We start from the raw sequence: 25,464 nt of genomic DNA on the forward strand, positions 1-25,464 counted from the left end.
CACGCCAAAGGTGTTGACGCACAGAGGCCGCCCGCCGGTCAGTTTCTGGCCGACCCCTCCCCTATCCGTTTCCGCCGGGGCCACCGGGGCCGCCCGGTCCGCCCGTGCCGCCGCCGGGCTGTCCCCCCATGCCTCCCCCGGTCGGCGTCGTGGCCGTGTCGACGGCGGCGGTGAGGCTGATCTTGTATCCCTCGGACACGCTTCCGGTCACGGTGCCGAGCTGGCTGGCGCCGGCGTCGTCCCCGAACACGTTGTCGGAGGCGAGGGTGACTCCTGACAGGTTGCCGACCGACGACTCGTAGCCGGTGGTGGCGTAGACGTCGTCGCACGCGTCCTGCGGGATGGCGACCTGGGAGGTGGCGATCGCGTTGGCGGAGTCGGAGGTAGAGTCGCGGTCCGGGTAGACCTCGAAGTGGATGTGTGGCCAGCGGCCCGAGTAGCAGGCCGGGAAAATGCTGGTGAAGCTCACCTTCCCGTCGTCGTCCGCGATCTGGACGCCGCGCAGGTAGTTCTCCGACTCGATTCCGGAGGAGTACATGGAGTAGGCGCCGGCGCGGTCGCAGTGCCATACGTAGACCGCGACGCCGGCGAAAGGGACGCCGCCGTTGGCCAGGTCCGTGATGGTCAGGTCGAGGGTCATGGGGATCCCCTCGGCCGTGGTGGTGGAGTCGCCGAAGCTGGAGCGGATGTCGCTGCGCTCGATGCCGCTCGCCTCCAGCACGTCTGGCCCGTTGGAGCCGTCGCCGGGGTACGGGCCGGCCGTCTCGTCCGGGATCTCGCCGGTGGACGTTCCGGCGGAGGAGGACGACGACGAGGCTGTCCCGGATTGCGCCCCGCAGGCGGCGAGGCCGAAGGCGACCGCGCCGAGGCCCAAGGCCTGAAGCACGTTGCGGCGTCGGAACAGGGTCTCGACATCGAAGCCGAGGCCCTGGTCCTCGATGTCCTCGTTCGGGCGGGGCAGGCGGCGGTTGCGGACGCGGGCCATCGGGTCCGCGGGAGTGTTTGGCTGTCCGTTCGTCAAGGCAGTCTCCTGGTTCGGGGGCGGGAACACGCTGCGGTGTTCGATTTCCACGAGCCTATGAGTGCATGCTGTGGCGAAACTGTGGCGAGCTTGGCCGCGGGCTATGGGGCGGTCGGGCCGGCTCACCGACCCTGACGACACGTCCCTCCCCTGATGGACCGCAGTGCCGCGGACAGGCGCCTCAGGAGGTCCGTTCGACGGCGGCGAGAATCGCGTCACCGAGGTCTCCGGGGCGGGTGAACTGCGGCCAGTGCCCGGTCGGCAGGTCCACCATCTCGAAGTCCTTGATGCGCTTGAGTTCGGCGGGGTACGGGTGGTCCCGGTCCATAAAGCCCTGCAGCATCTCGGAGGGGAATTCGCACGTGATGACCGTGGCGGGCACATCGTAGCGGCGTTCGTCGCCCAGCTGCTGCTTGTCCTGGGCGACGCCCCGCGGCTCGGGCACGGCGCGTGCGCGGAACGACTCCTTGAGTTGCTCCGTCAGCCCGTCGAGGTCCTCGTCCTCGAACACGTCCCACGCGGGGAACGGCACCTGGTCGCCCTCGGCGGGAAGCTCGTCGTTGATGACGCCGCCCTCCCCCAGCGGGACACTGTCCACGTACACGGCCCGCGCCACACGGTCCGGGCGGGCGTCCACAACACCGTGGATGATGGCCCCGCCACCGGAATGGCCGACCAGCACCACGGGGCCGTCGTCGAGCCCATCGACCACGGCCGTCACCGCGTCGATGTGCTCGCGGAGTCCGATGCCGGCGCGTGGCGAGTCGGCCGACTCCTTGCCGGGCAGCGTGAGCGGGTGGACGCGGTGTCCCGCCTCTTCAAGGGGTGGCGTCACCTCCGACCACGACGAGGCGTCCAACCAAAAACCGGGTACAAGAATGATGTCCATGGGGCAGACGATACCCAGTGCCGGGCTGGCTGGGGAAGATGCAAGGCGGACTGCCGTGGGAACGCACGGCAGGGAGGACCTCGCGGAGCCGGAGCGATCCGAAGATTGCCGTGGACCGACGGCTAAACAGTCCGCCGCGGGGAGCCACACTCCGTAACGGCTATGGTTCCGGTCCGGGACGCGGCGATCATGGAAGCGGCGCCCGACCTGTCCGCGGCAGCCACGACAGTTTACCCAAGCCACCGGAGGCCGACCCGTGAAGACCGTTGTTGTCGCAGGCAACCCGAAGCCGAACTCCCGCACGCTCGACGCCGGCCTGCGGCTGGCCGGTCTGCTGGGCGGAACGGATCCCGGCGTCGTTGACGTCATCACGCTTGGCCCGGCCCTGCTCGGCTGGGGCGACGAGGCCGTGAAGTCGGCCGTCGACCTGGTCTCCGGTGCGGACCTCGCGGTGTTCGCGTCCCCTACGTTCAAGGCGACCTACACGGGGGTCCTCAAGTTGTTCCTGGACCAGTTCGCAACCGGAGACGGCCTTCGGGGCGTCACGGCCGTTCCGCTGATGCTGGGGGCCGGCCCCGCGCACGCCCTGGCTCCCGATGTGTTCCTCAAGCCGGTGCTGGTGGAGCTCGGCGCGGCCTGCCCGGCGCCGGGCCTGTACCAGATCGACCGGACCTACGCCGAGGACGGATCGGCGGAAGCCTATGCCGGGCGCTGGGCTCCGGTGGTCGCTGCCAGCGCGGCTCAGGGCCGGATCGGGCGGTAGCACGCCGCGCATCTTCGCCTCCGAATCCGGCAAGGGTCCCAGGTAACAACAATTTGGCCCGGCTCTTGGGCTCCCCACCTTCGTGCCCGCGCCCCCTCTGGGGTTACCGTGGTCGCACATTCCGCACCTCGTGATGGACCTTGTCCTGCCTTCGTTGCGGCATGGCCGGGACCGTCCGTCGCTGCGTGACGCGGACCGGGGATGAGGGAGGTGGTCGATCCTCAAGCGAACGAATCGGAAACCAATCGTCGATGCGCTGGGCAACGGGAGCGGCGCACGTCCACGGCCAAAACCAGGGGCCGCAGGGCCGTGCCATCAAGGGCCGGATATCCAAGCTCCGCTCGCCATCCTCGCTGCCCGGTTTAAGGTGAAGGAACAACTGAAATGCTGAATAGGATTGTCGATGGCCCGGCTTCCGCCGAGGCCGATCCGCAGGCTGCGGGCCGGGTGTTGGTCAGCCGGCGCGCCGCGCTCCTCGGGGGCGCCGGTCTGCTCGCCGCCACGGTGGCAGCCACTGCCGGAACGCCCGCCGTGGCCGCAGTGCCCGAGCCGGTGAGCGATCTGCGAGTGTCTCCGTGGGAGCGCGTTCCCGGGGCGCTCAAGCACGTTTCCGTTGGGTACAACGGATCGGTGTGGGGCGTGAATGACAGCGACTACATCTATCGCCGCAAAGGTGGAGAGTGGGTTCGCGAGGATGGACGCCTGAAGCAGATCTCGGTGGGCAGCGGCTCGCACATCTGGGGCGTGAACAAGGATGGCCAGATCTACCGCCGCCGAAACAACGAATGGCAACGAGTGGCCGGATCGCTCAAGTACGTTTCCGTCGGCTACGACGGTTCCGTGTGGGGCGTCAACGACGACGACCGCATCTACCGTTGGGACGGCGACTCGTGGGTCCGGGTCGCGGGGTCGCTCAAGCAGGTCTCCGTCTCCAGTGGCTCTTTGGTTTGGGGCGTTAATGAGGACGACGAGATCTATCGCCGCTCGGGTGGCGCCTGGCAACGCATCCCGGGATCGCTCAAGCACGTCTCCATCGCCTACGACGGGACCGTGTGGGGCGTCAACGACGACGACCACATTTATCGGCGTGTGGCCGGGACGTGGCGGCGGGTGGAAGGCCGTTTGGCGCAACTCTCGGTGCGCAACGGCGGAACCAATCCGCGGGTTTGGGGCGTCAACGCCAGCGATCAGATCTATCGCCTGAGGTAGGCGCCGGCCCCACCATGAGGGGCCGGTCCAACAGGCAGCAGGCAGTAAGCGGCGGGACGCCGGTCCGTTCGGATCGGCGTCCGTCCGTGTTCTGGCCCGTTTCCTTTCCCATGCGCCGGCCGCGGCACGGCCGGGTGAAGGATTGGCGTGTGTGTCCGGGAACGCCAGGCCACGGTAGCGGCAGGGCCTTGCCCGGCATGGATGCCGGGCCGGATGCACCCGGGCTAAGGGAAGGCCAGGGCGGGCTCTGGGTAAGGGCCGGGAGCGGCCAGGCTCTGGGTGAGGGCCGGGAGCGGCCAGGCTCTGGGTGAGGGGCGTGCCGGGGCGCGTCCGGGTTAGCAGGGGGCGGGGCTGGGTTCGGGGTGGAAGTAGGTGTTGCGCAGCGGGCGCCGTGACGGGTCCGCGTGGGCCGGCGGGATCCAGTACGGGACCCCGCGGATCACCTCGATCTCCCAGTCCCCGGCGTGCGCGAGGTGGTGGTGGAACGCGCAAGCGAGCGCCCCGTTGTCGATGTCGGTCGGCCCGCCGCGGGACCACCACCACACGTGGTGGGCCTCGCACCCGTCGGCCGGGGCCGCGCACCCGGGCGCGGTGCAGCCGCGGTCCCGGGCGTAGAGGATCCGGCGCTGGTCCTCGGTGAACAGCCGCTCGGCGCGCCCGGCGTCGAGCACCTGCCCGTCCCCGCCGAGGACGACCGGGATCAGGTCCGCGTCGCACGCGATCCGGCGGACGTGCCGCGGGTGGATGGTCCCGCCGTGCACGGCCTCGGAACGCCGCGCTCCGGACGGCCCGGCCCCGGAGGGCCCGGCCGCGGTGGGGGCGAGCTGGTCCAGGAGGGTCTGGTGGTCGATGGTGACCATGACCTGGGGGCGGTTCCCGCCGTTGCGGGGCAGCCGGTTCGTGGACAGGGCGACGCCGAGCGCGCCGACGAGCCCGTCGAGGAGCTTCTGCGCCCTCGTCCGCGGGTCCATGGGGGCCGGGACCGCCTCCCCGTCAAGGGTCATCGCGGACAGGCTCGTGTCCGGCGCCGCGGCGAAGGTCGCCCGCGCGGCCACCCACGGGACTCCGCCCGCCGGCGGGGAAACCGGCGACGCGCCCGCCGGCGCCATCGCGTTGAGGTCTCGCCCGGTTCCGGGGCAGGCGGCGCCGGATGCGGCGGGGTCGGGGCGGGGGCCGGTGCGGGGGTTCGCGGCCGGGGAGACGGCGGCGAGGAGCCGCTCGGCCTGGGCGTCGTCCATGAACAGCCGGAACGCGCGCAGCCCGAACCGGCGCCCGCAGTCGAAGAGCCCCTGGAGCTGGGTTTTGGTCTCCTCGGAGGGCTCGCGCCCGTCCTGGTCCAGGCGCAGCTCCCAGACCTCGGCGACCTTGCGCACGGTCTCCGGTCCGGCCTGCCCGGCGGTGGCGACGAGGTTCGCTTCCATGGCCTCGAGTTCGCGGTGGCCCCCGCCGGGCAGCTGCCGGGCGGCCGGGCGGACCCGGTCCAGCGCCCGGACCAGCAGCGCGGCCGTGCCCAGCGACAGGGTTCCGGCGTCGAGGGCCGCGGCCGCCGCGCGGTGGCGGGGCGCGACGGGCTCCCCGGTCAGGGACCGGGCGGGCAGGACCGCGGTGGCGACCTCGAGCCGGGTGCGGGCCTCGGCCCGTCCGATCCGCAGGGTCCGGGCGAGGTAGTCGGCCGTGGACCGGTACTCCGGGCGCCGCGGCCCGGCGCCGGGGGCGCCGATCAGGGCGATGCCCGCCCGGTCCGCGGCCTGGGCCGCGACGAGCTGGGCGCGCTGGACCTCGTGGTGCAGGTCCTCGATCGTCGGGAGCAGCGCGGCGAGCTCGTCCCGGTTGTCGGGGCGGGCGAGGAGCTCGTCGATCCCGGCGCGGACCAGCGCCCGCAGGGACCGGAAGTCCGGTCCCTGGGTCGTGTGGTCTGGCGTCGGGGAGTCCATACCCCCAGTCTTATCGAACGTGTGTTCGAGTACGCGGCCGGAACCGGGATGGTGGACGAACGACAGCTTGCGAGGCATGTGGAGGACAAGTCGCCCGCGCCAAGCGGCACGCACACACCCGATCCGGCGTCGTCCGCACCCGCACGCCGGCAAAAATGGCACAACAACACGCGCCCGCCGGCACGATCCGCGCCCCCACGCACCCCGCCGGCGGACCCTCCCACGGCGCCCGTCAGCCGGAACGCTTCGCGTAGTCGGCGTACCCCTGCCAATCCAGGATCACGCACTGCTCGTCGCCGACAACCCACGCGTCGTGCCCAGGCGCGACCTCCATGTAGTCGCTCGGGCCGAACTCCTGCTCCTCGCCGTCGTCCATCACGATCTTGATTCGGCCCGCCAGCACCACGCCCCGGTGCGCCGCTTCGCAGCTCTCGGTCTGGGCGATCGGCTTGACGTGCTTGGACCACTGCCAGCCCGGCTCGAAGACCGCCCTGCCGACGCCCCCGGAGTCCACGTTGATCAGGTCCAGCTTGCCCTTGCCGTCCTCGAACGGGCGGGTTTCCTCCGGTTCGTCCAAACTCTTGCGGATCATTCCAGCCATGATGGGCTCCTTAGTAGAGGCGTGAACACCGCGAGTATCGGCGCGCCCCCGGGAATCGTCAACGGCGGCGAGGCCCACAGTTTGGCGCCGGATTTAGGTCCGCCCCACAGTCGCCACCCCGCAGAAACGCGAGGAGGCCCCCGGCCAAGGCCGGGAGCCTCCCAACGGTCCCTCCAGAGGGCACCAGCTACACCGCGTACGCGTCGACAACCTCCAGCGCGGCGTCGATGATGTCCAGCCCGCGCCGGACGTCCTCCTCCGAGATGTTCAGCGGCGGCACCACGTGGACCCGGTTGAAGTTCGCGAACGGCAGCAGCCCCGCCGACTTCAGAGCGGCCACCAGCTCATTCATCTCCGGCGAGGACCCGCCGTAGGCGGCCATCGGCTCGCGGGTCTGCCGGTCCTTGACCAGCTCGATCGCCCAGAACGCCCCCAGCCCGCGGACCTCGCCCACGGACGGGTGCTTGGCGGCGATCTCCCGCAGCCGCGGCCCGATCACGTTCTCCCCCAGCCACGCGGCGTGCTCCACCATGCCCTCGTCGCGCATCGCACCGATCGTCGCGACCGCGGCCGCGCACGCCAGCGGGTGCCCCGAGTACGTCAGCCCGCCCGGGTACGCGCGCTCCGCGAACGTCTGGTGGATCGCCTCGGAGATCGCCACGCCGCCCAGCGGCACGTACCCGGAGTTCACGCCCTTGGCGAAGGTGATGAGGTCCGGAACGACGTCGAAGTGCTCCACCGCGAACCACTTGCCGGTCCGCCCGAACCCGGCCATGACCTCGTCCGCGATGTACATGATGCCGTGCCTGCGGGTCAGCTCGCGCACGCCCTCGAGGTAGCCGGCCGGCGGGACGTAGATCCCGGCGGTTCCCGGCACGGTCTCCAGGATCAAGGCCGCGATGTTCTGCGCCCCCTCCAGTACGATCATGTCCTCCAGGTGCCGCAGCGCCCGCTCGGTCTCCTCCGCCTCCGACGTCGCGGAGAAGTAGGAGCGGTACGGGTACGCCGGCATAAAGTGCACGACGCCGGAGTCCGAGTAGTCGTTCGGCACGCGCCGCGGATCCCCGGTGACGTTGACCGCAAGCTGCGTTCCGCCGTGGTAGCTGCGGTACGCGGCCAGGACCTTCTTGCGCCCGGTGTGCAGCCGCGCCATGCGGATTGCGTGCTCGACGGCGTCGGCCCCGCCGTTGGTGAAGAACACGTGGTTCAGGTCCCCGGGCGTGAGCTCGGCGATCAGCCGCGCGGCCTCCGACCGGGCGTCGTTGACGTGCTGCGGCGCGATCGTGCACAGCTTCCCGGCCTGCTCCTGGATCGCGGCGACGACCCTTGGGTGCTGGTGCCCGATGTTCGTGTTGACCAGCTGGCTGGAGAAGTCCAGCAGCTTGCGGCCCTCGCCGTCCCAGACGTGCGATCCCTCGGCGCGCAGCACGGTCATCGGCCGCAGCGTGGCCTGGGCGGACCAGGAGTGGAACACGTGCGCCCGGTCCAGCTCGTAGGCGCGGCGCCCCGCCTCGATCTCCGCGTCGCTGATCGCGACGGCTCCGGGCTCGACGGCTCCGGGCTCGACGGCGCGGATCTCCTCCACGCCGGCATCCGCGCCGGCGGCGGTGATGGTTTCGGTCATGGCCGCGTCCTTAGGCGTTGGTCGGGAAGCCGAGGTTGAGGCCGCCGTGGCTCGGATCGAGCCAGCGGGTGGTGACGACCTTGCCGCGGGTGAAGAAGTGCACGCCCTCGGTGCCGTGCGCGTGGGTGTCGCCGAAGAGCGAATTCTTCCAGCCGCCGAAGGAGTAGTAGGCCATCGGGACCGGAATCGGCACGTTGATGCCGACCATGCCCACCTGGATCTCGTTCTCGAAGCGGCGGGCGGCCCCGCCGTCGTTCGTGAAGATCGCCGTCCCGTTGCCGTACGGGTTGGCGTTGATCAGCGCGACGCCCTCGTCGTAGGAGGGGACGCGGACCACGGAGAGGACCGGGCCGAAAATTTCGTCCGTGTAGATGGACATGTCCGGCGTGACGTTGTCGAACAGGGTGGGGTTGAGGAAGAAGCCGTCGCCCTCGGCGTCCGGGTCCACGGTGCGGCCGTCGAGCACCAGGGTGGCGCCGGACTCCTCGCCGGCGTCGATGTAGCCGGCGACCTTGTCCCGGTGCGCGGACGTGACCAGCGGGCCCATGTCGCAGCCGCGGGTGCCGTCGCCGATGCGCAGCGTGCGGGTGCGCTCGGCGATCTTGGCGACCAGCTCGTCGGCGATGGAGTCGACTGCGGCGATCGCGGAGATGGCCATGCAGCGCTCGCCCGCGGCGCCGAATCCGGCGTTCACCGCGGCGTCCGCGGCGAGGTCCAGGTCGGCGTCGGGCAGGACCAGCATGTGGTTCTTCGCGCCGCCGAGGGCCTGGACGCGCTTACCGTTCGCGGTGCCGCGCTGGTAGACGTACTGGGCGATCGGGGTGGAGCCCACGAAGGAGACGGTCGCGACGCCGGGGTTGTCCAGTAGCGCGTCCACGGCCTCCTTGTCTCCGTGGACCACATTGAAGACGCCGTCCGGCAGGCCGGCTTCCTTCCACAGCTCGGCGATCCAGTTCACGGCCGTCGGGTCCTTCTCGCTGGGCTTCACGATCACCGTGTTGCCCGAGGCGATCGCGACGGGGAAGAACCACATCGGCACCATGGCCGGGAAGTTGAACGGGGAGATGATGGCGGAGACGCCGACCGGCTGGCGGACCGAGTGCACGTCCACGCTGGTGGAGGCGTTCTCCGTGTAGCCGCCCTTGAGCAGGTGCGGGATGCCGCAGGCGAACTCCACCACGTCCTGGCCTCGGGAGACCTCGCCGAGGGCGTCGTCCAGGACCTTGCCGTGCTCGGCGGTGATGATCGCCGCCAGCTCGCCCTTGCGGGAGTTGAGCAGCTCGCGGAACGCGAACAGCACCTGGGTGCGCTTGGCGATCGAGGTGTCGCGCCAGGCCGGGAACGCCGCGGCCGCGGCGGCGACGGCGTCGTCGACCGTGGCGGTCGGGGCCAGCGCCACGCGGGAGGTGGTCTTGCCGGTGGCCGGGTTGGTGACGTCGCTGAAGCGGGAGTCCTGGCCGGGCTCGGTGTATTCGCCGTTGATCCAGTGGGTGACGGTCTGCATGAGTGCGGTCCTCTCGACGAGTGTTTGGTTCGTGATGTCGGCGGCCCGGGCGTGCCCGGGCGCATGCCGTTGCGTCCATCCTGCGCTCAGCGGCGACCTACCGGTAGTGACAGGCTGTAATACATCGCGTGCTGCGCCTTACACTGTGCTCATGAACACCGCGCCCCTGACCGCGCCCACGGTCCGCTCCATCCTGACGCTGCAGGAACTCGACGCCGGCGCGCCGGAGCTACTCTCCGGCGCGGCCCGGTTGGACTCGCCCGTCCGTTGGGTCCACATCGCGGACACCGAACGCGTCGGGGCGCTGCTGGAGGGCGGCGAGCTAGTGCTCAGCACCGGCACCACGTTCCGCACGTCGGACGAGGCCGCGGCCCGCTTCCTGGACGACCTGGAGGAGGCGGGAGTGGCCGGCGCCGTCGTCGAACTCGTGGATTCGGACGGCGCCCCCGCCCGCGCCGCCGCCGAGGTCCTGCGCCGGGCCGCGCGGGGCAGGGCGCTGCCGGTGGTGCTACTCAGCCGGTCGGTCCGCTTCGTGAGGATCACCGAGGTGGTGCACCGGATGCTGGTCGGCGAGCAGCTGGCCCGCGTCGAGCGCGCCCGCCACGTCCACGAGGTCTTCACCGCCCTCAGCCTCGAGGGGGCCAGCGAGCAGAGGATCGTCGAGCGCACCGCCGAGCTGGTCGGCGCGCCCGTGGTGCTGGAGGACGTGGCCCACCGCGTCCTGGGCTTCAGCGCCACGGGCGCCGACCCGCAGGAGCTGCTGCGCGAGTGGGCAGATCGCTCCCGCCGGGTCGGCTACCGCGAGCAGACCGGCCGCCGCAACGACGCCGAGGACTGGCTGCAGACGCCCGTGGGCGCCAGCGGGCGGCGCTGGGGACGGCTGGTGGTGCCCGGCGCGCTGCCGGTGCACGCGGACGACGCCGACGCCGCCCAGGTCCTCGAGCGCGCCGGGCAGGCCCTCACGATCGCCCGCATGGCTGGCCGCGACCAGGCCGAGCTGCTCTACCAGGCGCAGTCCGGGTTGCTGCACGAGCTGCGCCAGCCCGCGGGCCTGGCCGAGCAGGAGGCCCGCACCCGGGGCGCGGCGCTCGGTCTGGAGCCGGCCCCGTTCTTCATCCCGCTGGTGCTGCGCCTGGACCGGGTGGACGGCGAGGACCCCACGGGCCTTCAGCTGCGCGAGCGGGCCCTGCTGGAGACCCTGGCCGTGGCGGTGCGGTCGGCCCGCCGCACCATGCTGGCCAGCGGCCTGCAGTCCGGGTCGCTCGGCGTCCTGCTGGGCTCGCCCGCCCGGCAGCTGGAGGACCCGCTGCTGGAGCGGATCCTGGGCCGGCTCGCGGAGGACGCGGACGGCCCCCGTTGGACGGCCGGCGTCGGCCGCTCGCGGGCGTCGCTGCTGGAGGCGGCGTCCGGACTGGACGAGGCCGCGCAGGTCGCCGACACCGCCGCGACCCTGGAGAACCGCCAGCGCCGCTACTACCGCTTCGCCGACGTCCGGCTCCGCGGGCTGCTGGCCCTGCTCCAGTCGGATCCCCGCGTGCGGACCTTCGCGGAGGCGGAGCTGGGCCCGCTGCTGGAAGAGCACGACGACGGCGCGCTGGACCTGCTCGAACTCTTCCTGCGGCACGGGGGCAACAAGTCGTCGCTGGCCCGAGCCGGCCACCTCAGCCGCCCGGCGCTCTACGCCAGGCTGTCCCGGCTGCAGGAGAAACTCGGGGTGTCGCTGGACGACGCCGAATCGCGCGCCTCCCTGCACGTGGCGCTGCTCTGGCACCGGCTCGGCGCCGGGTCGAGTTGACCTCGCCGCGGACGCACACCCTAGCCAAGTCCCCGGCACCCTCACTAGCGTGATGCCGTGGGCCCATGCCGGCGGGACCGGAGGGCGCCAACCACAGTCGGATCAACAGGAAAGCGGAGCATGCGCGGAACAGCGTCGATCGTCGGGGCCGGAATCGCCGGCCTCGCCACGGCCCGCGCCCTCGTGGCCGCCGGCTGGGACGTCACCGTCCTGGAGCGCGAGCCGATGCTCTCGACGGCGGGCGCGCAGCTCGGCATCTGGCCCGCGGCGTGGCGGACGCTCCAGAGGCTCGGCGTCGCCGACGGCCTCACTCCGGCCGCCACGGGCGTGAGCCGCGGCGAACTGCTCCGGCCGAACGGCGCCGTGCTGGCCGCGGTCGAGCCGCGCGGAACCATGCGGCTGGTCCCCAGGATGCAGCTGCTCGAGGCGCTGCTGGCCGGACTGCCGGAGGGGACCGTGAGCTGGTCCACGAGGGTCGGCCCCGATTCCAAGCCGCCGCCGGCCGACGTCGTCGTCGCCGCCGACGGGATCCACAGCGCCGTGCGCGCCGGCGCGCTCCCGCTCGCCCGGCTCCGCGACACCCGGGTGGTCGCCTTCCGCGGCGTCGCCCCCATCCCGGCGGAAGTCACCTCGGAGACGTGGGGCCGCGGCCTGATCTTCGGCATCAGCCCGTTCCCGGGCGGCGGCACCAACTGGTACGCGGGCGTCGCCGCCGAGCTCGCCGGGACGCCCGACGAGGATCCGCTGGCGTTCCTGCGGCGGCTCTACGCGGGCTGGCACCCGGGCGTGCAGCGCGTGCTCGCGGCCGTGCCCGACGGCGGCGTGGACCGGCGCCGGATCCACCAGTCCGCTCCCCTTCGCTCGTTCGTGTCAGCCAACACCGTGCTGGTGGGCGACGCTGCGCACGCCATGTCCCCGCACCTGGGCCGCGGCGGCTGCGAGGCGCTGACCGACGGGCTGGCCCTGGCCGAATCCCTGGTCGCAGCCCCGACTGTCGCGGACGGCCTGGCCCGGTACGACCGGCAGCGCCGCGGTCCCGCGCAGCGCATCGTGCGCGCCTCCGCCGTGATGTCCCACGTCAGCAACCGCACGTGGCGCCCGGCGGTCCGCGACGGCGTGCTCGCCGTGGCGGGCGGGCTCTCCACGCGGACCCGCCAGTAGGCGGAGTCCACTCGACGGCACCGGTTCGGGGACGGCTCGCGGCCGGTCACCGCACGACGGCGGCGGCCTCCTCCGGCACGTCGTCGCCGGACGTGCCGTCGCCGGACGTACCGTCGCCCGGCGTCCCATCCTCAGGCGCACCGTCCTGCCCGGACGCGGAGGTCCCGGCGGGACCGGGCTCCGCGTGGGGGTGCCGCCGCTCCAGGGACGCGCCCTCCACGTCGACGTCCGGCAGCACGCGGTCCAGCCACTTGGGCAGCCACCAGGCCTTATCGCCGGCCAGGTGCATCAGCGCCGGGACCAGCAGCATCCGGACGATGAACGCGTCCACCAGCACACCGAAGGCCAGCGCGAACCCGATGGGTCGGATCATCGAGCTGTGCGCGAAGATGAACCCGCCGAACACGGCCATCATGATGATCGCGGCCGCGGTCACCACCGCGCGGCCGGCCCGGACGCCCTTCACGACGGCGACGCGCGCCGACGCCCCGTGGGCGTAGGCCTCGCGCATGCCGGAGCCCAGGAACAGCTGGTAGTCCATGGCCAGGCCGAACAGGATCCCGACCAGCAGGGTGGGCAGGAAGTTCAGGACGGGGCCGGGGCTCTCCACGCCGAACACTCCGGAGAGCCAGCCCCACTGGTAGATAGCCACCACGCCTCCGAGCGCGGCGAAGTAGGACAGGATGAACCCGAGCGTCGCGATGACCGGGACGAAGACCGAGCGGAACACCAGGATCAGGATCAGCAGCGAGAGCCCGACGACGACGGCCAGGTAGACCGGCAGAGCCGACGCCAGCTTGTCCGAGATGTCGATGTTCCCGCTCGCGGACCCCGCGACCCCCAGGTTGTACTCGCCGTTCAGCGGGGACAGGTCGCGCAGCGTGTGGACCAGCGCCTCCGTCGACTCGCTGGTGGGCCCCTCGGCCGGGATGACTTGGAACGCCACCACCTTGAAGTCGTCGGACGTGGCGACTGGGGCGACAGCAACGACGTCGTCCTGGGCGAAGAGCACCCCGGCGATCTCGGCTTGGGCGGCGATGGATTCCTCCTCCGTGGGCGTCCCGGGGACGTCCGCGACAACCAGCAGCGTGCCGTTCTGCCCCTCGCCGAAGTTCTCGGAGACGGCGGCGTAGGCCCGGTACTGGGAGGAGTCGTGGGACTCGGAGGAACCGTCGGGCAGGTTCAGCCTCAGGTCCAGCGCGGGCAGCGCCACGATCACCAGCGCCGCGATGCAGGCGCCCACCCGCAGGAGCGCGCCCCGGGTGGACATCTCCCGCACGGGGGCGTTCGTGGAGGCCGCGGTGCGGGCGCGCCGGCGGGACTCGGGGGCGGCGCCGGTCGCGGACGCGATCCGGCCGCGCTCCCGGCGGCTGAGGATACGCATGCCGGTCAACTTGAGCAGGGCCGGCGTCATGGTTACGGCGATGAGCACGGCGATTAGGACGCAGAGCGCGCCCACGGTGCCCATCAGGCCCAGGAACGGAATGCCGGTGACGTTCAGCGCCAGCAGGGCTATCAGGACGGTGGCCCCGGCGAACACCACGGCGTTGCCGGAGGTTCCGTTGGCGAGCGCGATCGATTCCTCGACCCCGTAGCCGGACTTGAGTTGGCTTCGGTGCCGGTTGACGATGAACAACGCGTAGTCGATGCCGACGGCGAGGCCCAGCATCAGCCCCAGGACCGGCGTCACGGACGCCATCTCCACGACGCCGGAGAGTGAGAGCGCGCCGAGGGCACCGATACCGACGCCGATCATCGCGGTCAGCAGCGGCAGCCCGGCGCCGATGAACGTACCGAGCATCACCACCAGCACGATGGCGGCGACCACGAGTCCCACCACCTCGCCCACGCCGAACACGCTGGGGACCCCGGCGGCGATGTCCGAGGAGAAGTCCACCTGCACGCCGTCGATCGGCGCGCCCTCGAAGGCGGCGACGAGGGCGTCCTTGGTCTCCTGCGTGATCTCCATCTGGCTCTCGGTGAAGAGCACGGTGACGACGGCGGCGGTTCCGTCCGCGGAGACGGTGCGGATCTCGGAGGCCATCTTCAGCAGGGACTCCCCCTGCTCCAGGAGCGGGGCCTGCTTTTCCAGCTCCGCGGCCTGTTCCTCCAGTTGGGCGGACTGGGTTTCGAGCTGCGCCAGCCCGCCGTCGATCTCGTCCTGCTGCGCGTCCAGCGCGGCGAGGGCGGCGGCCGGGGCGTTGCCGGCCTCCGCCTGGGCCCGGGCGCCGTCGAGCTGCGCCTGCCCGGCGTCGAGTTCGGCGCGGGCACGCTCGAGCTGCGTCCGGCCGTCGTCGAGCCGGCCCCGGCCCGAGGCGACCTGCGCGCGGCCGTCCTCCAGCCGCTTCGCCTGGTCGGCGCGGTCGGCCTCGGCGTCGAACGGGTTGACGACCGTTTCCACGCCGTCGACCTCCGCGGCCTTGGTGAGCAGCGCGCCGACCTGCTGCCGCTGCGCGTCGCTGAAAGGCGTGCCGCCGGTGGTCTGCAGGACCACGGATCCGGTGCCGCCGGACGCGCCGGGCAGCTCGGCCGCGAGGCGTTCGGTGACCTGGGTGGTGGGGGTGCCGGGGATGGTGAAGGCGGTGGCGAGCGCCCCGCCGAACAGCGCGAACGCCCCGCCGGCGAGCACCAGGATGGCGAGCCAGAGGGCGATCACGGTGCGGGCGCGGCGGGCCGCGGCCTGTCCGAGGCGGTAGAGGAATTCAGCCATGGTTGTCCTTCTGGGAGGTGTGCTGCGCGGGTCGGTCGGTGTGTTTTTGTGGTGCGTCGGAGGAGAAGCCGGTCCCGAGGGTCGCGATCAGCCGCTCCAGGAGTTCGGCCCAGCGCAGGCGCGAGTCCGGGTCGTCGGCCGCGCCCGTCGCCTCGCTCCAGTGCACGTGGAGCACCAGCAGGCCGCTGGTGAGGGATCCGACGAGCAGCCGCACGGTGAGCGGGTCGGCTTCCGGGTGCCGGCCGAGCAGCCGCGTGGCCAGCCGCTCGCTGAGCTCCGTGAAGACCTTTGACATCAGGTCCGCGCGGCGGAGCGGGACCACGCCCGGTTCTCCGCCCAGGACCTTCGTCAGGTGGGCCATGGGCGTGACCAGGTCGGTGGACCGCAGCCCGGCCGCGACCTCGCGGAAGAGCGTGGCGCCGGCGCCGTCCGGTCCGGGGTCTCCAGCGGGGTCTTCCCCTGAGTCGCCCGCGGGGCCTCCCCCGGCGAGTGATTCGGTGACGGCGCCGATCACGTCGCCCAGCGCCTCCATTAGTACGTCGTCCAGGGACGCGAAGTGGTTGAAGACCGTGCGGCGGGAGACGTCCGCGCGCCGGGCCAGCTGGTCCACGGTGAAGGCGGTTCCCTCGGCTCCCTCCATCAGCGCCTTGGCGGCGTCGACGATGGCCCGGCGGTGCCGGACCTTGAGGGCGGCGCGGCGGTCGTCCTTGGTGGCTGGGGGCATGTAATTACACTAAGTGCAACGATGCACTTGGTGCAATTCAAAGCCCCCCATACTATGGACCCCTCCGCTCCCGACTGGACTTCCTTGCCAACCCGGCCCGGCGCGAGGATTGTGGACGCATGACGATCCCCCCGTCGGACCCCGGCCCGACCATCCCGCCATCCGAGCCCGGCCCGTCCGTCCCGAATCCGGACACTCCGCTGCCCGAACCGTATCCACACCCGGATCTCCCGCCGGCGCCGGCTCCGGACCCCGCACCCTCCCCCGGCCCGGTTCCCGAGCCGGACCACCCGAGGCCCGATCCGACCAGCCCGCCCCGCGGCGGCTGATCCGCTACCCTCCGGTGGCCGCGGCCTCCAGCCGCTCCGCCGCCGCGGCCACGCGACCCGCGCGGCGACCTCCGGCTTGTCCTCCGTGCCTCCGGCGACGACCAGGGGCACGCCGTGCCGCAGCGCGTACTGGACGCCGCCGTACCCGCCGTTGGTGACCTTCGCGTCGGCGCGCGGCAGCAGGTCGGCGTACGGGACGTAGCTTTCCGCGCGGACGTTCGCCGGCAGGTCCCCCAGCCGCGAGACCGGCGGCCCGCCCGTCGTCGCCACCACCAGGACGTCGTCGTCCGCCAACCCCTCGACCGTCGGAAGCACCAGCCGTCCGTAGTCCTCGATGTCCACCGTCCCCTGGGTCGCCAGCACCACGGGACGCCCGGAATCGAGCTCCGGCCACCACTCCGGCGGGAGGAAGCCGCCCGGGTGCGGCGGGACGGCGGCGCCGACGAAGGTCACCATGTCCGGCAGGTCGCCGCGCGGGTACTCGAACTCCGGCACGGTGAACTGCAGGAACTCGTCGGCCGCGCGGAACCATTCGAAGACGAAGCGCCGCAGCGGCGGCACGCCCAGCCGGCGGGTCAGGATCCGGTCCGCCTCGCGCTCGTGTGCGCCGAAGATCAGCCGCCGCATAACGAACCGGAGCGAACGGTTGCGCAGGCGCCCGACGGGCCCGGACATCGGCGGCAGGGCCGTGCCGAACGGGGCAGTGTCCACGCTGGAGCCGAAGTACGGCCCGACGCCGCAGACCACCACCGGCGGCCGGCCCGCCCACGCGGTGGATCCGGTGAGCATCGGCACAAAGCCGAGGAACCCGAAGTCGCAGAAGATCGCGTCGGGGCGCCGGGCGGCGACTTGCTCGCGCGCCGCAGCGAACTGCCCGGCCATCGAGCGCAGGAACACCTCGCGCACGTCGTGCCGCAGCAGGGCCAGCCCCTTCTTGCCGGTGCGGGCGGGCCATCGGGCTGCGAGGTCGCGGCTGTCGAAGTCGACCGACTCCGGCAGCGGCACCCACGTGCCGCCGGCGCGCTCGACGTGTTCCCGGACTGAGTGCCCGCGCGACGCAGGGTCAATGAGCGCTGGACGGGACCTGCCGGTGCGGCTAGAGGGTGTCCATGCTGGCGCGCTCGTCGGCAATGGTGAGGGCGGAGTCCTGGAGATGCATCGACCGGTTCGCGGCGTCGCGGGCGGCCGCGGCGGCCAGCGACGCGCGCGAGGCAGCGTGGAGCCCCACGGCCAGCAGGACCACGCCGACAAGCGGGTCGGCGGCGACCGCGCAGGCGCCCGCGTACACGGCGAACAGGAGGACGTTGTGGTCCCAGCGCGCCGAGGAGCGCCCGGCGCGGCGATGCAGCACCACCAGGAGCGCCGCCACGCACAGCAGCGGCGGGAACCCATGCAGGAGCGACGCGGGCCCGCCCAGGACCAGCGCAACCAGAAGCGCGGTCCCGCTGGCCGACGCGGATGCGGCAGCCCACCTGTTGCGGCGCACCCTCTGTGCGTCGTGGAGGTCGTCCGCCTCGTTCGCCTCTTCGGCCAGGTAAGTGATCATCTGGGCCATCGCATCGTTCACTGCATCAGAGTAGCGGCACCCGATTACTAATAAGTAACGCGGGCGCCGGGCAGGCGAAACCCAGCGACATGCTGTTCCGCGATCGCCGCTGCGCCGAACCCGCCCACGGGAGGACGGCGCCCCGGCGCTACTCGCTGTTCATCCGGGGCGGGCTGGCCGCGTGCCGATCGGCGACCAGGTACTCCTGGACCGCCTTCTCGGGCACGCGGTACGACCTCCCGAAGCGGACCGCCGGCAGCTCGCCGGCATGGACCAGCCGGTAGACGGTCATCTTGGACACCCGCATCGCCTCGGCGACCTCGGCGACCGTCAGGTAGTGCGCGTTCTCGAATCTGTGTAGTTCAACCATGACTTCCCCAAATAGTTTTCCGCCCGTCGTCCCCACGACGGTCAGGAGTGCACGCCCGCGGCTACTGGCCTCAGGAGCATCCTTGTGTGGCAAGCTGACCACGCGCCACTGACAAGCACCAGAGTGGACAGGCTCAATTTTGGCGCAAGACCGTTATGGGGCGCCGCATCCGGTGGCCGCGGGGTGCGCGCAAACTCCTCACAGTCGGCGGGCCGCCCGCCGCCGTATACTCCAAGCATGCCAATCACGCGCGCCAACAGTGGCCTCCACGCCAAGCATTCCGACGCCGAGCAGCGCGGGGGAAACCTGTGAGCGGCGGTCTCGTCGCCCTGCTGGACGACGTCGCGGCCCTGGCACGCATCGCCGCCGCCTCGGTGGACGACGTCGCCGCGGGCGCCGCCAAGGCCGGGGCCAAGGCCGCCGGCGTCGTGATCGACGACGCCGCGGTCACCCCGCAGTACGTGTCCGGGGCGGACCCGTCACGCGAGCTGCCGATGATCAAGCGGATCTTCTGGGGCTCGCTGCGGAACAAGCTGCTGATCATCCTGCCGGCGCTGCTGCTGATCAGTGCCTTCATTCCGGGGGCGATCCCGTTCATCCTGATGGCGGGCGGCACCTACCTCTGCTACGAGGGCGCCGAAAAGGTCTGGCACAAGTTCTTCGGCCACCACGCGGCGGACGAGGACAAGCCGGCCGTCGACAAGGGGCCCGAGGCCGAGGCCAAAGTCACCAAGGGCGCCATCACCACCGACTTCATCCTGTCCTGCGAGATCATGGTCATCTCGATGAACGAGGTGGCCGACGAGTCGCTGTGGGTCCGCGCGGCGATCCTCGTCGCCGTCGCGATCGCGATCACGGTGCTCGTGTACGGCGCCGTCGCGCTCATCGTCAAGATGGACGACATCGGCGTGCACCTGACCACCAAGGACTCCGCGGGGTCCAAGCGCTTCGGCGAACTGCTCGTCAGGGGCATGCCCGCCGTGCTGGCCGCGATCACCCTCGTCGGCACCATCGCCATGCTGTGGGTCGGTGGCCACATCATGCTGCAGGGCGCGTACGACCTCGGCTGGCACGCGCCGTACGACCTGGTCCACGTCCTCGAGGAGCCCGTCGCCGCGATCGCCGTGGTCGGCGGCGCGCTGGGCTGGCTCGTGAACACGCTGTGCTCGGCAATCCTCGGACTCGCCTGGGGCCTCGTCGTCATGGCCATCGTGCAGCCGCTGCTGAAGGTGCTGCCGTTCGGCAAGAAGGACGGGCACGAAGAGGGCGACGCCCACGGCGCCACCGCCAGCGATCGGCCCGCGAAGCACGACGCCGGTTCCGGGGCCTAGCGCATTCCTAGCGAACCCTTCCGTGACCGTGCAGACGGCCACTGGACTGTCGGCGCTAGGCACCCGCATCGAGTCGCACGGTTGCAGCTATCTCGACCAGTTGCTCGGGGAAGGCCAGTGCGGTCACGCCGAAGACCGTGCTCGCGGGGCGGTGGTCGCCAAAGTATCCCTTGTGACCCGCCACCAGTTCATCAAAGTTCTCCTGCAGGCCCACCACCATGACGGTGTCCTCGACCACCTGGCTGCGGGACGCGCCGAAATGCTCAAGCACCTTGTCCAGGTTGTCGAAAGTGGCACCCAGCTGGGCGCTGAAGTCCCCCTCGCCGATGAACTGACCCTCGGCGTCGTGAGCGAGCTGGCCGGAGATGTAGATCGTGCTGCCCGCTCGGATGGCCTGGCTGTATCCGTACTCCTCCTCCCAAAAGACCCCGTAAGCGAATGTCTCAGGCTGGTCCTTCATTTCCATCCTCCTTGGAGAACTTCACCGGCTCGGCTTGCCCCAGCTGGGCGATCGTGCCCACCGTTGCGCTGCGCCTACCCACTGGGCGTTGCTGTCAATGACGAATCCGGACGGACTCCAAGGACAAGAGTGGGTGTAGCTTCGCGGGGCCGGCGCGCCGATTCTCCACCCCTGCGCTCGGACTGACAAGGTCAACGGTGGCCGCAAACTCGTCTGAGAGACACGCAAGGGAATCGCCCACATGGAACCGCGATCGAAACGGCCGGGGCTTGCAGCTTCGACGGGAGGAGCGGGACCAGCCGAACATCGTCGACCACATCTCCGCACATGCGAAATGACGTTCACGAAGAGAGCCCCCACGGGTTCCGGCGCTGCGGCCCACGAATGGCCGGTCATCACAACAGCACTCCCCTACCCATCCATCAGTCACGGGTTTACCATCGGGCCATGTCAGCCCCACTGGACGCATACACAAAGGCCCTGGACCGCGCGCGGCACCACGCCTTCGAATGGCTCAACTCGGTGCCGCAGCGCGGCGTAGCCCCCACGGCCAGCGCCGACCAGCTGGCCATGAGGTTCGCGCGGGCGCTGCCGGACGGGCCCAGCGACCCGGCCGCCGTCGTCGACGAGCTCGCCGCGCTGGCCGAGCCGGGGCTGACGGCCATGCAGTCGGGCCGGTTCTTCGGGTTCGTGATTGGCGGGACGCTGCCGGCCGCGATGGCGGCGGACTGGCTGGTCAGCGCGTGGGACCAGAACGCCGGGCTGCGGTTCGCGACGCCGGCGACGGCCGCGATCGAGGAGGCCGCGGCGGGGTGGCTGCTGGACCTGCTGGGCCTGCCGGCGGGGTCCGACGTCGGATTCACCACCGGCGCGACGATGGCGAACTTCGTCGGGCTGGCGGCCGGGCGGCAGCACGTGCTTTTGGAGGCGGGCTGGGACTTGGACCGTGACGGGCTGTGCGGGGCGCCGCGCGTGCGCGTGTTCGTTGGCGAAGAGCGCCACGCGGTCATCGACCTGGTGCTGAAGTACCTGGGGCTGGGCGCGCCCGTGGTGGTGCCGGTCGACGGCGAGGGCCGGCTGCGCGCGGACGCGCTGGCCGAGGCGATGGACGCTTACCCCGGGCCGTCGCTGGTGTGTGTGCAGGCGGGGAACATCCACTCGGGGGCGTTCGATCCCCTGCGGGAGGCGGTGGAGATCGCGCACGAGCGCGGGGCGTGGGTGCACGTGGACGGGGCGTTCGGGCTGTGGGCCGCGGTCAGCCCGCGCTGGGCGTCGGAGCTGGACGGGCTGGCGACGGCGGATTCGTGGGCGACGGACGCGCACAAGACGTTGAACGTGCCGTACGACTGCGGGATCGCGGTGGTGTCCCGGCCGGCGGCGGTGCGCTCGGCCCTGGGCGTGCACACCAGCTACCTCATCGGGGACGACCACGGCCCGGGCGACCCGCACGAGAAAGTCCCGGAACTCTCGCGCAGAGCCCGCGGCATCCCTGTGTGGGCCGCGTTGCGGTCACTCGGCCGGTCCGGGACGGTGGATCTGGTGGAGGGCCTGGCCAACGCAGCCCTCGCCCTGGCCGACGGGATGTCCGGGATCCCGGGCGCGGTGGTGCTCAACGACGTGGCGTTCACGCAGGTCTGCACGAGCTTCGGCTCGGACGAGCGGACTCGGGAGATCACGAAGCGGCTGATCGCGGACGGCACGGCGTGGATGTCCGGTTCGCGGTGGAAGGACCGCGACGTGCTGCGGATCTCGGTGAGCAATTGGGCCACGAACCGCGAGGACGTGCGGCTGTCCGTGGACGCCGTGGCGCGCGTGGCGGCGCTTGTGCCGTAGGGTTCAGCCGCCGGCCTTCTGCTGGTCCTGTCTGGCTTCGTCCTCGTCGGCAGGCACACCCGCTTCCCTCGCCGCCCGCACCCTGGGATCCTGTGGCACCTCGCCGTGCGGCGGCTGGTTGTAGTACTTCTTGTACCGCTCGTCCTCGTGATGATGGTTGCCCACGGCGTCCTCCCGTCCTTCGTCGGATACCCCAACGGTGGCACCGACGGGGACAGTTGGCAACAGTCTGGGACACTCACCAACATGCTGAAATCTGCGGCACGATCAACGACTTTCGGCAGCGAATATCCTGCTCCTACTCCTACCCGCTGGTCGAGGCATTGGCACGGGCAAATCACGCCGGACGAGATTACCTTCCGTTGCTTGCGCCTAACCACTCCGGATCTCGTCTGGCCGCTTCGGCCGCCCTGACCATTGCGCCGAGAATCGTGACCGGTTCAGGAACGCCTCCGGCTTCTTCAGCAGCATCGGACAATAGAGCATCCACCACTCTCGGACTGTGCATCATCGGAGTCTCGACATCCGTCAGTGAATACCGAAAGACGCCAACCTCGGACGTCCGACGGATTGCCACAGTGAATTCCGCAAGATCCATCGATACGTCCATAGCCAACTCTGAGTCGTGGAAGACGGGCCTTAGGTCCCTATAAATGACCGCATGTGAGCTCCGCAGTGATGTGCAATTCTTCCAGGCACGCAACAGTACGGACTGCCGGCGTGCAAGTTCAAGAGTGCGCCGGATTTGGGCTGCTTCTATTTCCGGTCCATCGGTTTCGACCATGGCATCCGTGAACTGGATTGGTCCGCCAGTGCCAAGTCCGTAGTCGAACTCAACCGAAGTTCTGGAAAGGGAAAGGGAGTATGGAGTTCCTGTCTCAGGGTGGATCTCGCCTTTGAGCGTCGTCGACTGGTAAACGTAGTCATTTTTCAGGACCCCAGCAAGCCCGGCGTCCTCCAGGATCCCGATGCCCCAGTCGAAGAAGCTTCGCTCTTGTCGGCTCCTCAACACGTCGTCAGTCTCAACGGTAAACGCCGAAGGACCGGTCGGCGTCAGCAATACAGGGATCGCCTCGAAAGTGGTCCAGATTTCGTTTGGCAGCACGCAATGACCTGCAGCGGCATGCCCGTCGCGCGAGAGATCTTGATTCAGAATCATGGGGATGAGACTTCCGATCCATCAATAGGCTCCGTCGAGTCACAACGAGAATAAGGGACGGAGACCCAATACGAATTGCCTAGCTGACCGGGACAATAATCCGAGCCTTGGCTGCCGCGAACTCTTCATCTGTCAGCTTCCCCCGGTCATGCAGATCAGAAAATTCGGAGAGGATGCGCACTAGCTCGTTAGCGGGTTGAACAGACGCCACGTTAAATTCAATCCATCCTTCAGCCTCCGTCCCAGGGGAAGATCCTGCCGCGGTAGAAGAGGAATGCCGAGCAAACGAATATTGATCGAGAGCTCTCTCGATGGCGGCAATATCCGGCACCGAACGCTTCCCTTGAATCGAACCCAAATGCATCGATCCGTTACCAAAGTCCAGGTCTATCCTGCCGATACTAAACCCGGATCTAGAGACTCTGATCCCCCTGATCATTGCCAACCAGAGGTCGTCAACTACGAACATTTCCCCACTGAAGCGGAAATGGATTGTCAGAATCCTCTCGTTCGTCAGAACGACGATCTCATCGTTCTTTTTCATCCTGAATATCGGAAGGACAGCACGAACGATTTCCTGCGGTTTCAGGAGCCGAGGGAGTCCGCCCAGGACTTCATCTCTTCGATTAGCTTTCAACGCTTCCGATACATACATTCCATGTCCCTCTGAGTCTGCGTGTCGCGGTCGGCCCGCATGAAACGGCTGGTCCTCACAATAGGACTAGGATCAGGTCTTAGTGAATCGACGTCAGGCGCAGAGCCGCAGCTGACACTGCTTGTTCGGGGGGACGAGACGAATTATGGTGACGCAAACGGACCACGGATGGTCGTGGCACGCGGCGGCCACATGGCCGACCGCGCCTATAGGTTTCGTTCCGGACGTCGAATGGATACCGAATTGGGATTGGCCGAGCCCGCCCACAGATCACCTTTGGTGGACGCTGACAAATGGCCTGTCACGACAAGACGAAAATCCCCATCTGGAGTACGAGAGTGCCCTTACAGTAGACGGCTCGGTGCAGACGGACGGGCGAGCAGTCCTTCGCGACGTCGTCCGCCGTATCTTCTTGAATGTTTCGAGCGAAACACGGCAAGTAATGCGCTTGAACCTCTTCGAAGTCACCATGCTGACCGAAAAGTTTCTTCTACATCGAGAGCTAGCCGACCAGAATGGTCGAGGACAAGACTGGCCAACGGGCCATCGTGGCGATGCGCCGTCGCAGCTGCACTCGGAAGCCATGCGATCCTACGTCGAGTCCATGCGCGCGCATATTAGCTCTTTGACGGCCGCTCGCGACGACCTGCTTGCCTCACTGGTCGTGGGACAAACCCCCAGTATTTCGTACGTCAATACCGTGCGGCAGTCACACAACTTGAAGTCGAAGGTTGATGTCACGCGCTCACATCTGTGGAATTTGCGTGAGAGCCTTCAACAGTTAGCTCCCCGCGAGTCAGCGCTGTTCAATGACCGACTTTCCGTGCACGACATGCTTCGCTACTTCGGAATCGACACTGAGACAGCACCGCATCCAGAGAACAAGGAATCACTGGATCGAGCCAGGCTGGCCGAGCACGTCCGCCGGGCGGTTGCACGGCGGATCAACAAGGATGCAGATTACCTCACCTCGCAGGTCACGCCCGACGCGGCGAAGACTGCGACCGAATCTGACGAATCTGGACATCTACGCGATCTCAATGCATTCACCGTTCGTTCGACGCATGCGTCCCCTATTTCGTTGCGGGCTCAAACTCCGCAGGAGCCCGGTAAGACAACTGAAGCCGACGTAGCGCGCAACACAGATCCCTCAGGCGGCTCCCCACGCGCCGCGTCGATTCCGCTTATACCGACCACGCTTGGAGTGACTCCTCCTTCGCCTTCCCCCATCGAGCCGACCGCGGCAACTGTTACCGAGGATCACGCTTCGAGGGACATATCTTCCAGCCCCATCAGTTCGCCGCTGCGAGGCCCTACAGCACGCCTGACAAGCCAATCCCCGACCGCGTCCAATCCGCCAGTGCGTTCCCATCAAGAGATGCCACTGCCGTCATCGTCCCCTAGCTCCATTTCGGCGTCTCAGGGGACCCTACCCTTTGAATTTCACGAATTTGCGGTCGAATTCCGCGAAAAATCCATGCATTTCGACATGCGCGTTGGTGTGTCGAAATCAGCCGTTATCGACTATCTGCGCGTTAGCACCATGGGGCTTAAGGGACGGTGGCGCGCGTCACTCACCGAGGACCGGCTAGCGTCCATCAGAGAAAATATCGGTTCTCTACTGAAGCATCCTGAATCGTCGCTTACTCCCCTCACCAATTGGAACCTTGCTGTTACTGATACATCGTCAGGGCAGATTCGCGAGGTCTACTTCGACCTGCCCGCGCAAGATACGTCGTTCACTCGCTCGGGCGCTCTGCTGCTGTTGCGCCTCATCACCGGAGCGCCTTGGGTTCTCGATCAACTCGTCTCAAGCGAGCCCTCAGAGCAGGAATCGCAGCCTGCC

The 25,464-nt window shown here is 69.5% G+C and carries 21 protein-coding genes; 6 read left to right on the forward strand and 15 right to left on the reverse strand.

The genetic code is table 11. From position 1 onward, the window contains the following. Positions 1 to 61 precede the first annotated feature (61 nt). Both AC3ZJJ_RS10915 and AC3ZJJ_RS10920 read right to left on the reverse strand, forming a co-directional pair. On the reverse strand, positions 62 to 1,021 hold the full coding sequence (locus tag AC3ZJJ_RS10915) for an intradiol ring-cleavage dioxygenase (protein ID WP_489891847.1): 960 nt from the start codon (positions 1,019 to 1,021) through the stop codon (positions 62 to 64). A gap of 181 nt (positions 1,022 to 1,202) precedes the next feature. Next, on the reverse strand, positions 1,203 to 1,910 hold the full coding sequence (locus tag AC3ZJJ_RS10920) for an alpha/beta fold hydrolase (protein ID WP_489891848.1): 708 nt from the start codon (positions 1,908 to 1,910) through the stop codon (positions 1,203 to 1,205). 256 nt (positions 1,911 to 2,166) lie between these two features. On the opposite strand from AC3ZJJ_RS10920, the gene AC3ZJJ_RS10925 reads away from it, so the two are divergent. Then, positions 2,167 to 2,673: an NADPH-dependent FMN reductase gene (locus AC3ZJJ_RS10925; protein ID WP_489891849.1), complete on the forward strand. Its 507-nt coding sequence runs from the start codon at positions 2,167 to 2,169 to the stop codon at positions 2,671 to 2,673. 384 nt (positions 2,674 to 3,057) lie between these two features. Next, positions 3,058 to 3,882 carry a tectonin domain-containing protein gene (locus AC3ZJJ_RS10930; protein ID WP_489891850.1) on the forward strand — a complete coding sequence of 275 codons (825 nt, stop codon included), beginning with the start codon at positions 3,058 to 3,060 and terminating at the stop codon, positions 3,880 to 3,882. A gap of 335 nt (positions 3,883 to 4,217) precedes the next feature. Here AC3ZJJ_RS10930 and AC3ZJJ_RS10935 read toward each other — a convergent pair whose 3' ends face one another. The 4 genes from AC3ZJJ_RS10935 to AC3ZJJ_RS10950 all read right to left on the reverse strand — a co-directional run bounded on the left by AC3ZJJ_RS10935 (position 4,218) and on the right by AC3ZJJ_RS10950 (position 9,545). After that, complete coding sequence (locus AC3ZJJ_RS10935; RefSeq protein ID WP_489891851.1) at positions 4,218 to 5,816, reverse strand: HNH endonuclease signature motif containing protein; 1,599 nt, start codon at positions 5,814 to 5,816, stop codon at positions 4,218 to 4,220. Between the two features lie 232 nt (positions 5,817 to 6,048). Then, on the reverse strand, positions 6,049 to 6,417 hold the full coding sequence (locus AC3ZJJ_RS10940) for a cupin domain-containing protein (protein WP_489891852.1): 369 nt from the start codon (positions 6,415 to 6,417) through the stop codon (positions 6,049 to 6,051). A gap of 187 nt (positions 6,418 to 6,604) precedes the next feature. After that, positions 6,605 to 8,041, reverse strand: coding sequence for an aspartate aminotransferase family protein (locus AC3ZJJ_RS10945; RefSeq protein ID WP_489891853.1), 1,437 nt, complete (start codon positions 8,039 to 8,041; stop codon positions 6,605 to 6,607). Between the two features lie 10 nt (positions 8,042 to 8,051). Beyond that, positions 8,052 to 9,545, reverse strand: a complete 1,494-nt coding sequence (locus AC3ZJJ_RS10950) for a CoA-acylating methylmalonate-semialdehyde dehydrogenase (protein ID WP_489891854.1) — start codon at positions 9,543 to 9,545, stop codon at positions 8,052 to 8,054. Between the two features lie 151 nt (positions 9,546 to 9,696). Between AC3ZJJ_RS10950 and AC3ZJJ_RS10955 the strand changes: the two genes are divergently transcribed. Together AC3ZJJ_RS10955 and AC3ZJJ_RS10960 are read left to right on the forward strand one after the other, a co-directional pair. Continuing rightward, a complete protein-coding gene (locus AC3ZJJ_RS10955; RefSeq protein ID WP_489891855.1) occupies positions 9,697 to 11,340 on the forward strand; it encodes a PucR family transcriptional regulator in 1,644 nt (547 codons plus the stop codon). A gap of 120 nt (positions 11,341 to 11,460) precedes the next feature. Continuing rightward, positions 11,461 to 12,501, forward strand: coding sequence for an FAD-dependent oxidoreductase (locus AC3ZJJ_RS10960; protein ID WP_489891856.1), 1,041 nt, complete (start codon positions 11,461 to 11,463; stop codon positions 12,499 to 12,501). A 46-nt stretch (positions 12,502 to 12,547) separates the two neighbouring features. Here AC3ZJJ_RS10960 and AC3ZJJ_RS10965 read toward each other — a convergent pair whose 3' ends face one another. From AC3ZJJ_RS10965 to AC3ZJJ_RS10985, 5 genes are all read right to left on the reverse strand, one after another. Beyond that, a complete protein-coding gene (locus AC3ZJJ_RS10965; protein ID WP_489891857.1) occupies positions 12,548 to 15,211 on the reverse strand; it encodes an MMPL family transporter in 2,664 nt (887 codons plus the stop codon). Next, positions 15,204 to 15,935, reverse strand: a complete 732-nt coding sequence (locus AC3ZJJ_RS10970) for a TetR family transcriptional regulator (protein WP_489891858.1) — start codon at positions 15,933 to 15,935, stop codon at positions 15,204 to 15,206. Before AC3ZJJ_RS10970 ends, AC3ZJJ_RS10965 begins: the two co-directional genes overlap by 8 nt. Beyond that, positions 15,851 to 17,269, reverse strand: coding sequence for a glycosyltransferase (locus AC3ZJJ_RS10975; RefSeq protein WP_489891859.1), 1,419 nt, complete (start codon positions 17,267 to 17,269; stop codon positions 15,851 to 15,853). Before AC3ZJJ_RS10975 ends, AC3ZJJ_RS10970 begins: the two co-directional genes overlap by 85 nt. A 91-nt stretch (positions 17,270 to 17,360) precedes the next feature. After that, on the reverse strand, positions 17,361 to 17,831 hold the full coding sequence (locus AC3ZJJ_RS10980; RefSeq protein WP_489891860.1) for a hypothetical protein: 471 nt from the start codon (positions 17,829 to 17,831) through the stop codon (positions 17,361 to 17,363). Between the two features lie 127 nt (positions 17,832 to 17,958). Next, positions 17,959 to 18,180, reverse strand: a complete 222-nt coding sequence (locus AC3ZJJ_RS10985; RefSeq protein ID WP_489891861.1) for a helix-turn-helix domain-containing protein — start codon at positions 18,178 to 18,180, stop codon at positions 17,959 to 17,961. 308 nt (positions 18,181 to 18,488) lie between these two features. Between AC3ZJJ_RS10985 and AC3ZJJ_RS10990 the strand changes: the two genes are divergently transcribed. Next, positions 18,489 to 19,511: a DUF808 domain-containing protein gene (locus AC3ZJJ_RS10990; RefSeq protein WP_489891862.1), complete on the forward strand. Its 1,023-nt coding sequence runs from the start codon at positions 18,489 to 18,491 to the stop codon at positions 19,509 to 19,511. A 55-nt stretch (positions 19,512 to 19,566) separates the two neighbouring features. Here the strand turns inward: AC3ZJJ_RS10990 and AC3ZJJ_RS10995 are convergent, their stop codons facing one another. Continuing rightward, a complete protein-coding gene (locus AC3ZJJ_RS10995; RefSeq protein ID WP_489891863.1) occupies positions 19,567 to 19,971 on the reverse strand; it encodes a RidA family protein in 405 nt (134 codons plus the stop codon). A gap of 447 nt (positions 19,972 to 20,418) precedes the next feature. Here AC3ZJJ_RS10995 and AC3ZJJ_RS11000 point away from each other — a divergent pair, with 447 nt between their 5' ends. Next, positions 20,419 to 21,804 (forward strand): pyridoxal phosphate-dependent decarboxylase family protein, encoded by a 1,386-nt coding sequence (locus AC3ZJJ_RS11000; protein WP_489891864.1) that lies wholly within the window; start codon positions 20,419 to 20,421, stop codon positions 21,802 to 21,804. Between the two features lie 3 nt (positions 21,805 to 21,807). On the opposite strand, the gene AC3ZJJ_RS11005 is transcribed toward AC3ZJJ_RS11000, so the two are convergent. The 3 genes from AC3ZJJ_RS11005 to AC3ZJJ_RS11015 form a co-directional block, all read right to left on the reverse strand. Further along, entirely contained in the window at positions 21,808 to 21,969 is a 162-nt protein-coding gene (locus AC3ZJJ_RS11005) for a hypothetical protein (RefSeq protein WP_489891865.1), read from the reverse strand. Between the two features lie 187 nt (positions 21,970 to 22,156). Then, positions 22,157 to 22,963: a hypothetical protein gene (locus AC3ZJJ_RS11010; RefSeq protein ID WP_489891866.1), complete on the reverse strand. Its 807-nt coding sequence runs from the start codon at positions 22,961 to 22,963 to the stop codon at positions 22,157 to 22,159. A gap of 79 nt (positions 22,964 to 23,042) precedes the next feature. Continuing rightward, on the reverse strand, positions 23,043 to 23,507 hold the full coding sequence (locus AC3ZJJ_RS11015; protein ID WP_489891867.1) for an SHOCT domain-containing protein: 465 nt from the start codon (positions 23,505 to 23,507) through the stop codon (positions 23,043 to 23,045). Positions 23,508 to 25,464 lie beyond the last annotated feature (1,957 nt).

This window comes from Arthrobacter sp. AOP29-A2-19 (genome assembly GCF_058138025.1).

Excerpts from the sequence above, each read along its gene's own strand:
- AC3ZJJ_RS10940 (WP_489891852.1), bottom strand. The coding sequence starts at position 6,417 with ATGGCTGGAATGATCCGCAAGAGTTTGGACGAACCGGAGGAAACCCGC.
- AC3ZJJ_RS10960 (WP_489891856.1), top strand. The coding sequence starts at position 11,461 with ATGCGCGGAACAGCGTCGATCGTCGGGGCCGGAATCGCCGGCCTCGCC.
- AC3ZJJ_RS10955 (WP_489891855.1), top strand. The coding sequence starts at position 9,697 with ATGAACACCGCGCCCCTGACCGCGCCCACGGTCCGCTCCATCCTGACG.
- AC3ZJJ_RS10985 (WP_489891861.1), bottom strand. The coding sequence starts at position 18,180 with ATGGTTGAACTACACAGATTCGAGAACGCGCACTACCTGACGGTCGCC.
- AC3ZJJ_RS10920 (WP_489891848.1), bottom strand. The coding sequence starts at position 1,910 with ATGGACATCATTCTTGTACCCGGTTTTTGGTTGGACGCCTCGTCGTGG.
- AC3ZJJ_RS11015 (WP_489891867.1), bottom strand. The coding sequence starts at position 23,507 with ATGAAAAAGAACGATGAGATCGTCGTTCTGACGAACGAGAGGATTCTG.
- AC3ZJJ_RS11000 (WP_489891864.1), top strand. The coding sequence starts at position 20,419 with ATGTCAGCCCCACTGGACGCATACACAAAGGCCCTGGACCGCGCGCGG.
- AC3ZJJ_RS10930 (WP_489891850.1), top strand. The coding sequence starts at position 3,058 with ATGCTGAATAGGATTGTCGATGGCCCGGCTTCCGCCGAGGCCGATCCG.
- AC3ZJJ_RS10970 (WP_489891858.1), bottom strand. The coding sequence starts at position 15,935 with ATGCCCCCAGCCACCAAGGACGACCGCCGCGCCGCCCTCAAGGTCCGG.
- AC3ZJJ_RS10935 (WP_489891851.1), bottom strand. The coding sequence starts at position 5,816 with ATGGACTCCCCGACGCCAGACCACACGACCCAGGGACCGGACTTCCGG.
- AC3ZJJ_RS10945 (WP_489891853.1), bottom strand. The coding sequence starts at position 8,041 with ATGACCGAAACCATCACCGCCGCCGGCGCGGATGCCGGCGTGGAGGAG.
- AC3ZJJ_RS11010 (WP_489891866.1), bottom strand. The coding sequence starts at position 22,963 with ATGATTCTGAATCAAGATCTCTCGCGCGACGGGCATGCCGCTGCAGGT.
- AC3ZJJ_RS10950 (WP_489891854.1), bottom strand. The coding sequence starts at position 9,545 with ATGCAGACCGTCACCCACTGGATCAACGGCGAATACACCGAGCCCGGC.
- AC3ZJJ_RS10965 (WP_489891857.1), bottom strand. The coding sequence starts at position 15,211 with ATGGCTGAATTCCTCTACCGCCTCGGACAGGCCGCGGCCCGCCGCGCC.
- AC3ZJJ_RS10995 (WP_489891863.1), bottom strand. The coding sequence starts at position 19,971 with ATGAAGGACCAGCCTGAGACATTCGCTTACGGGGTCTTTTGGGAGGAG.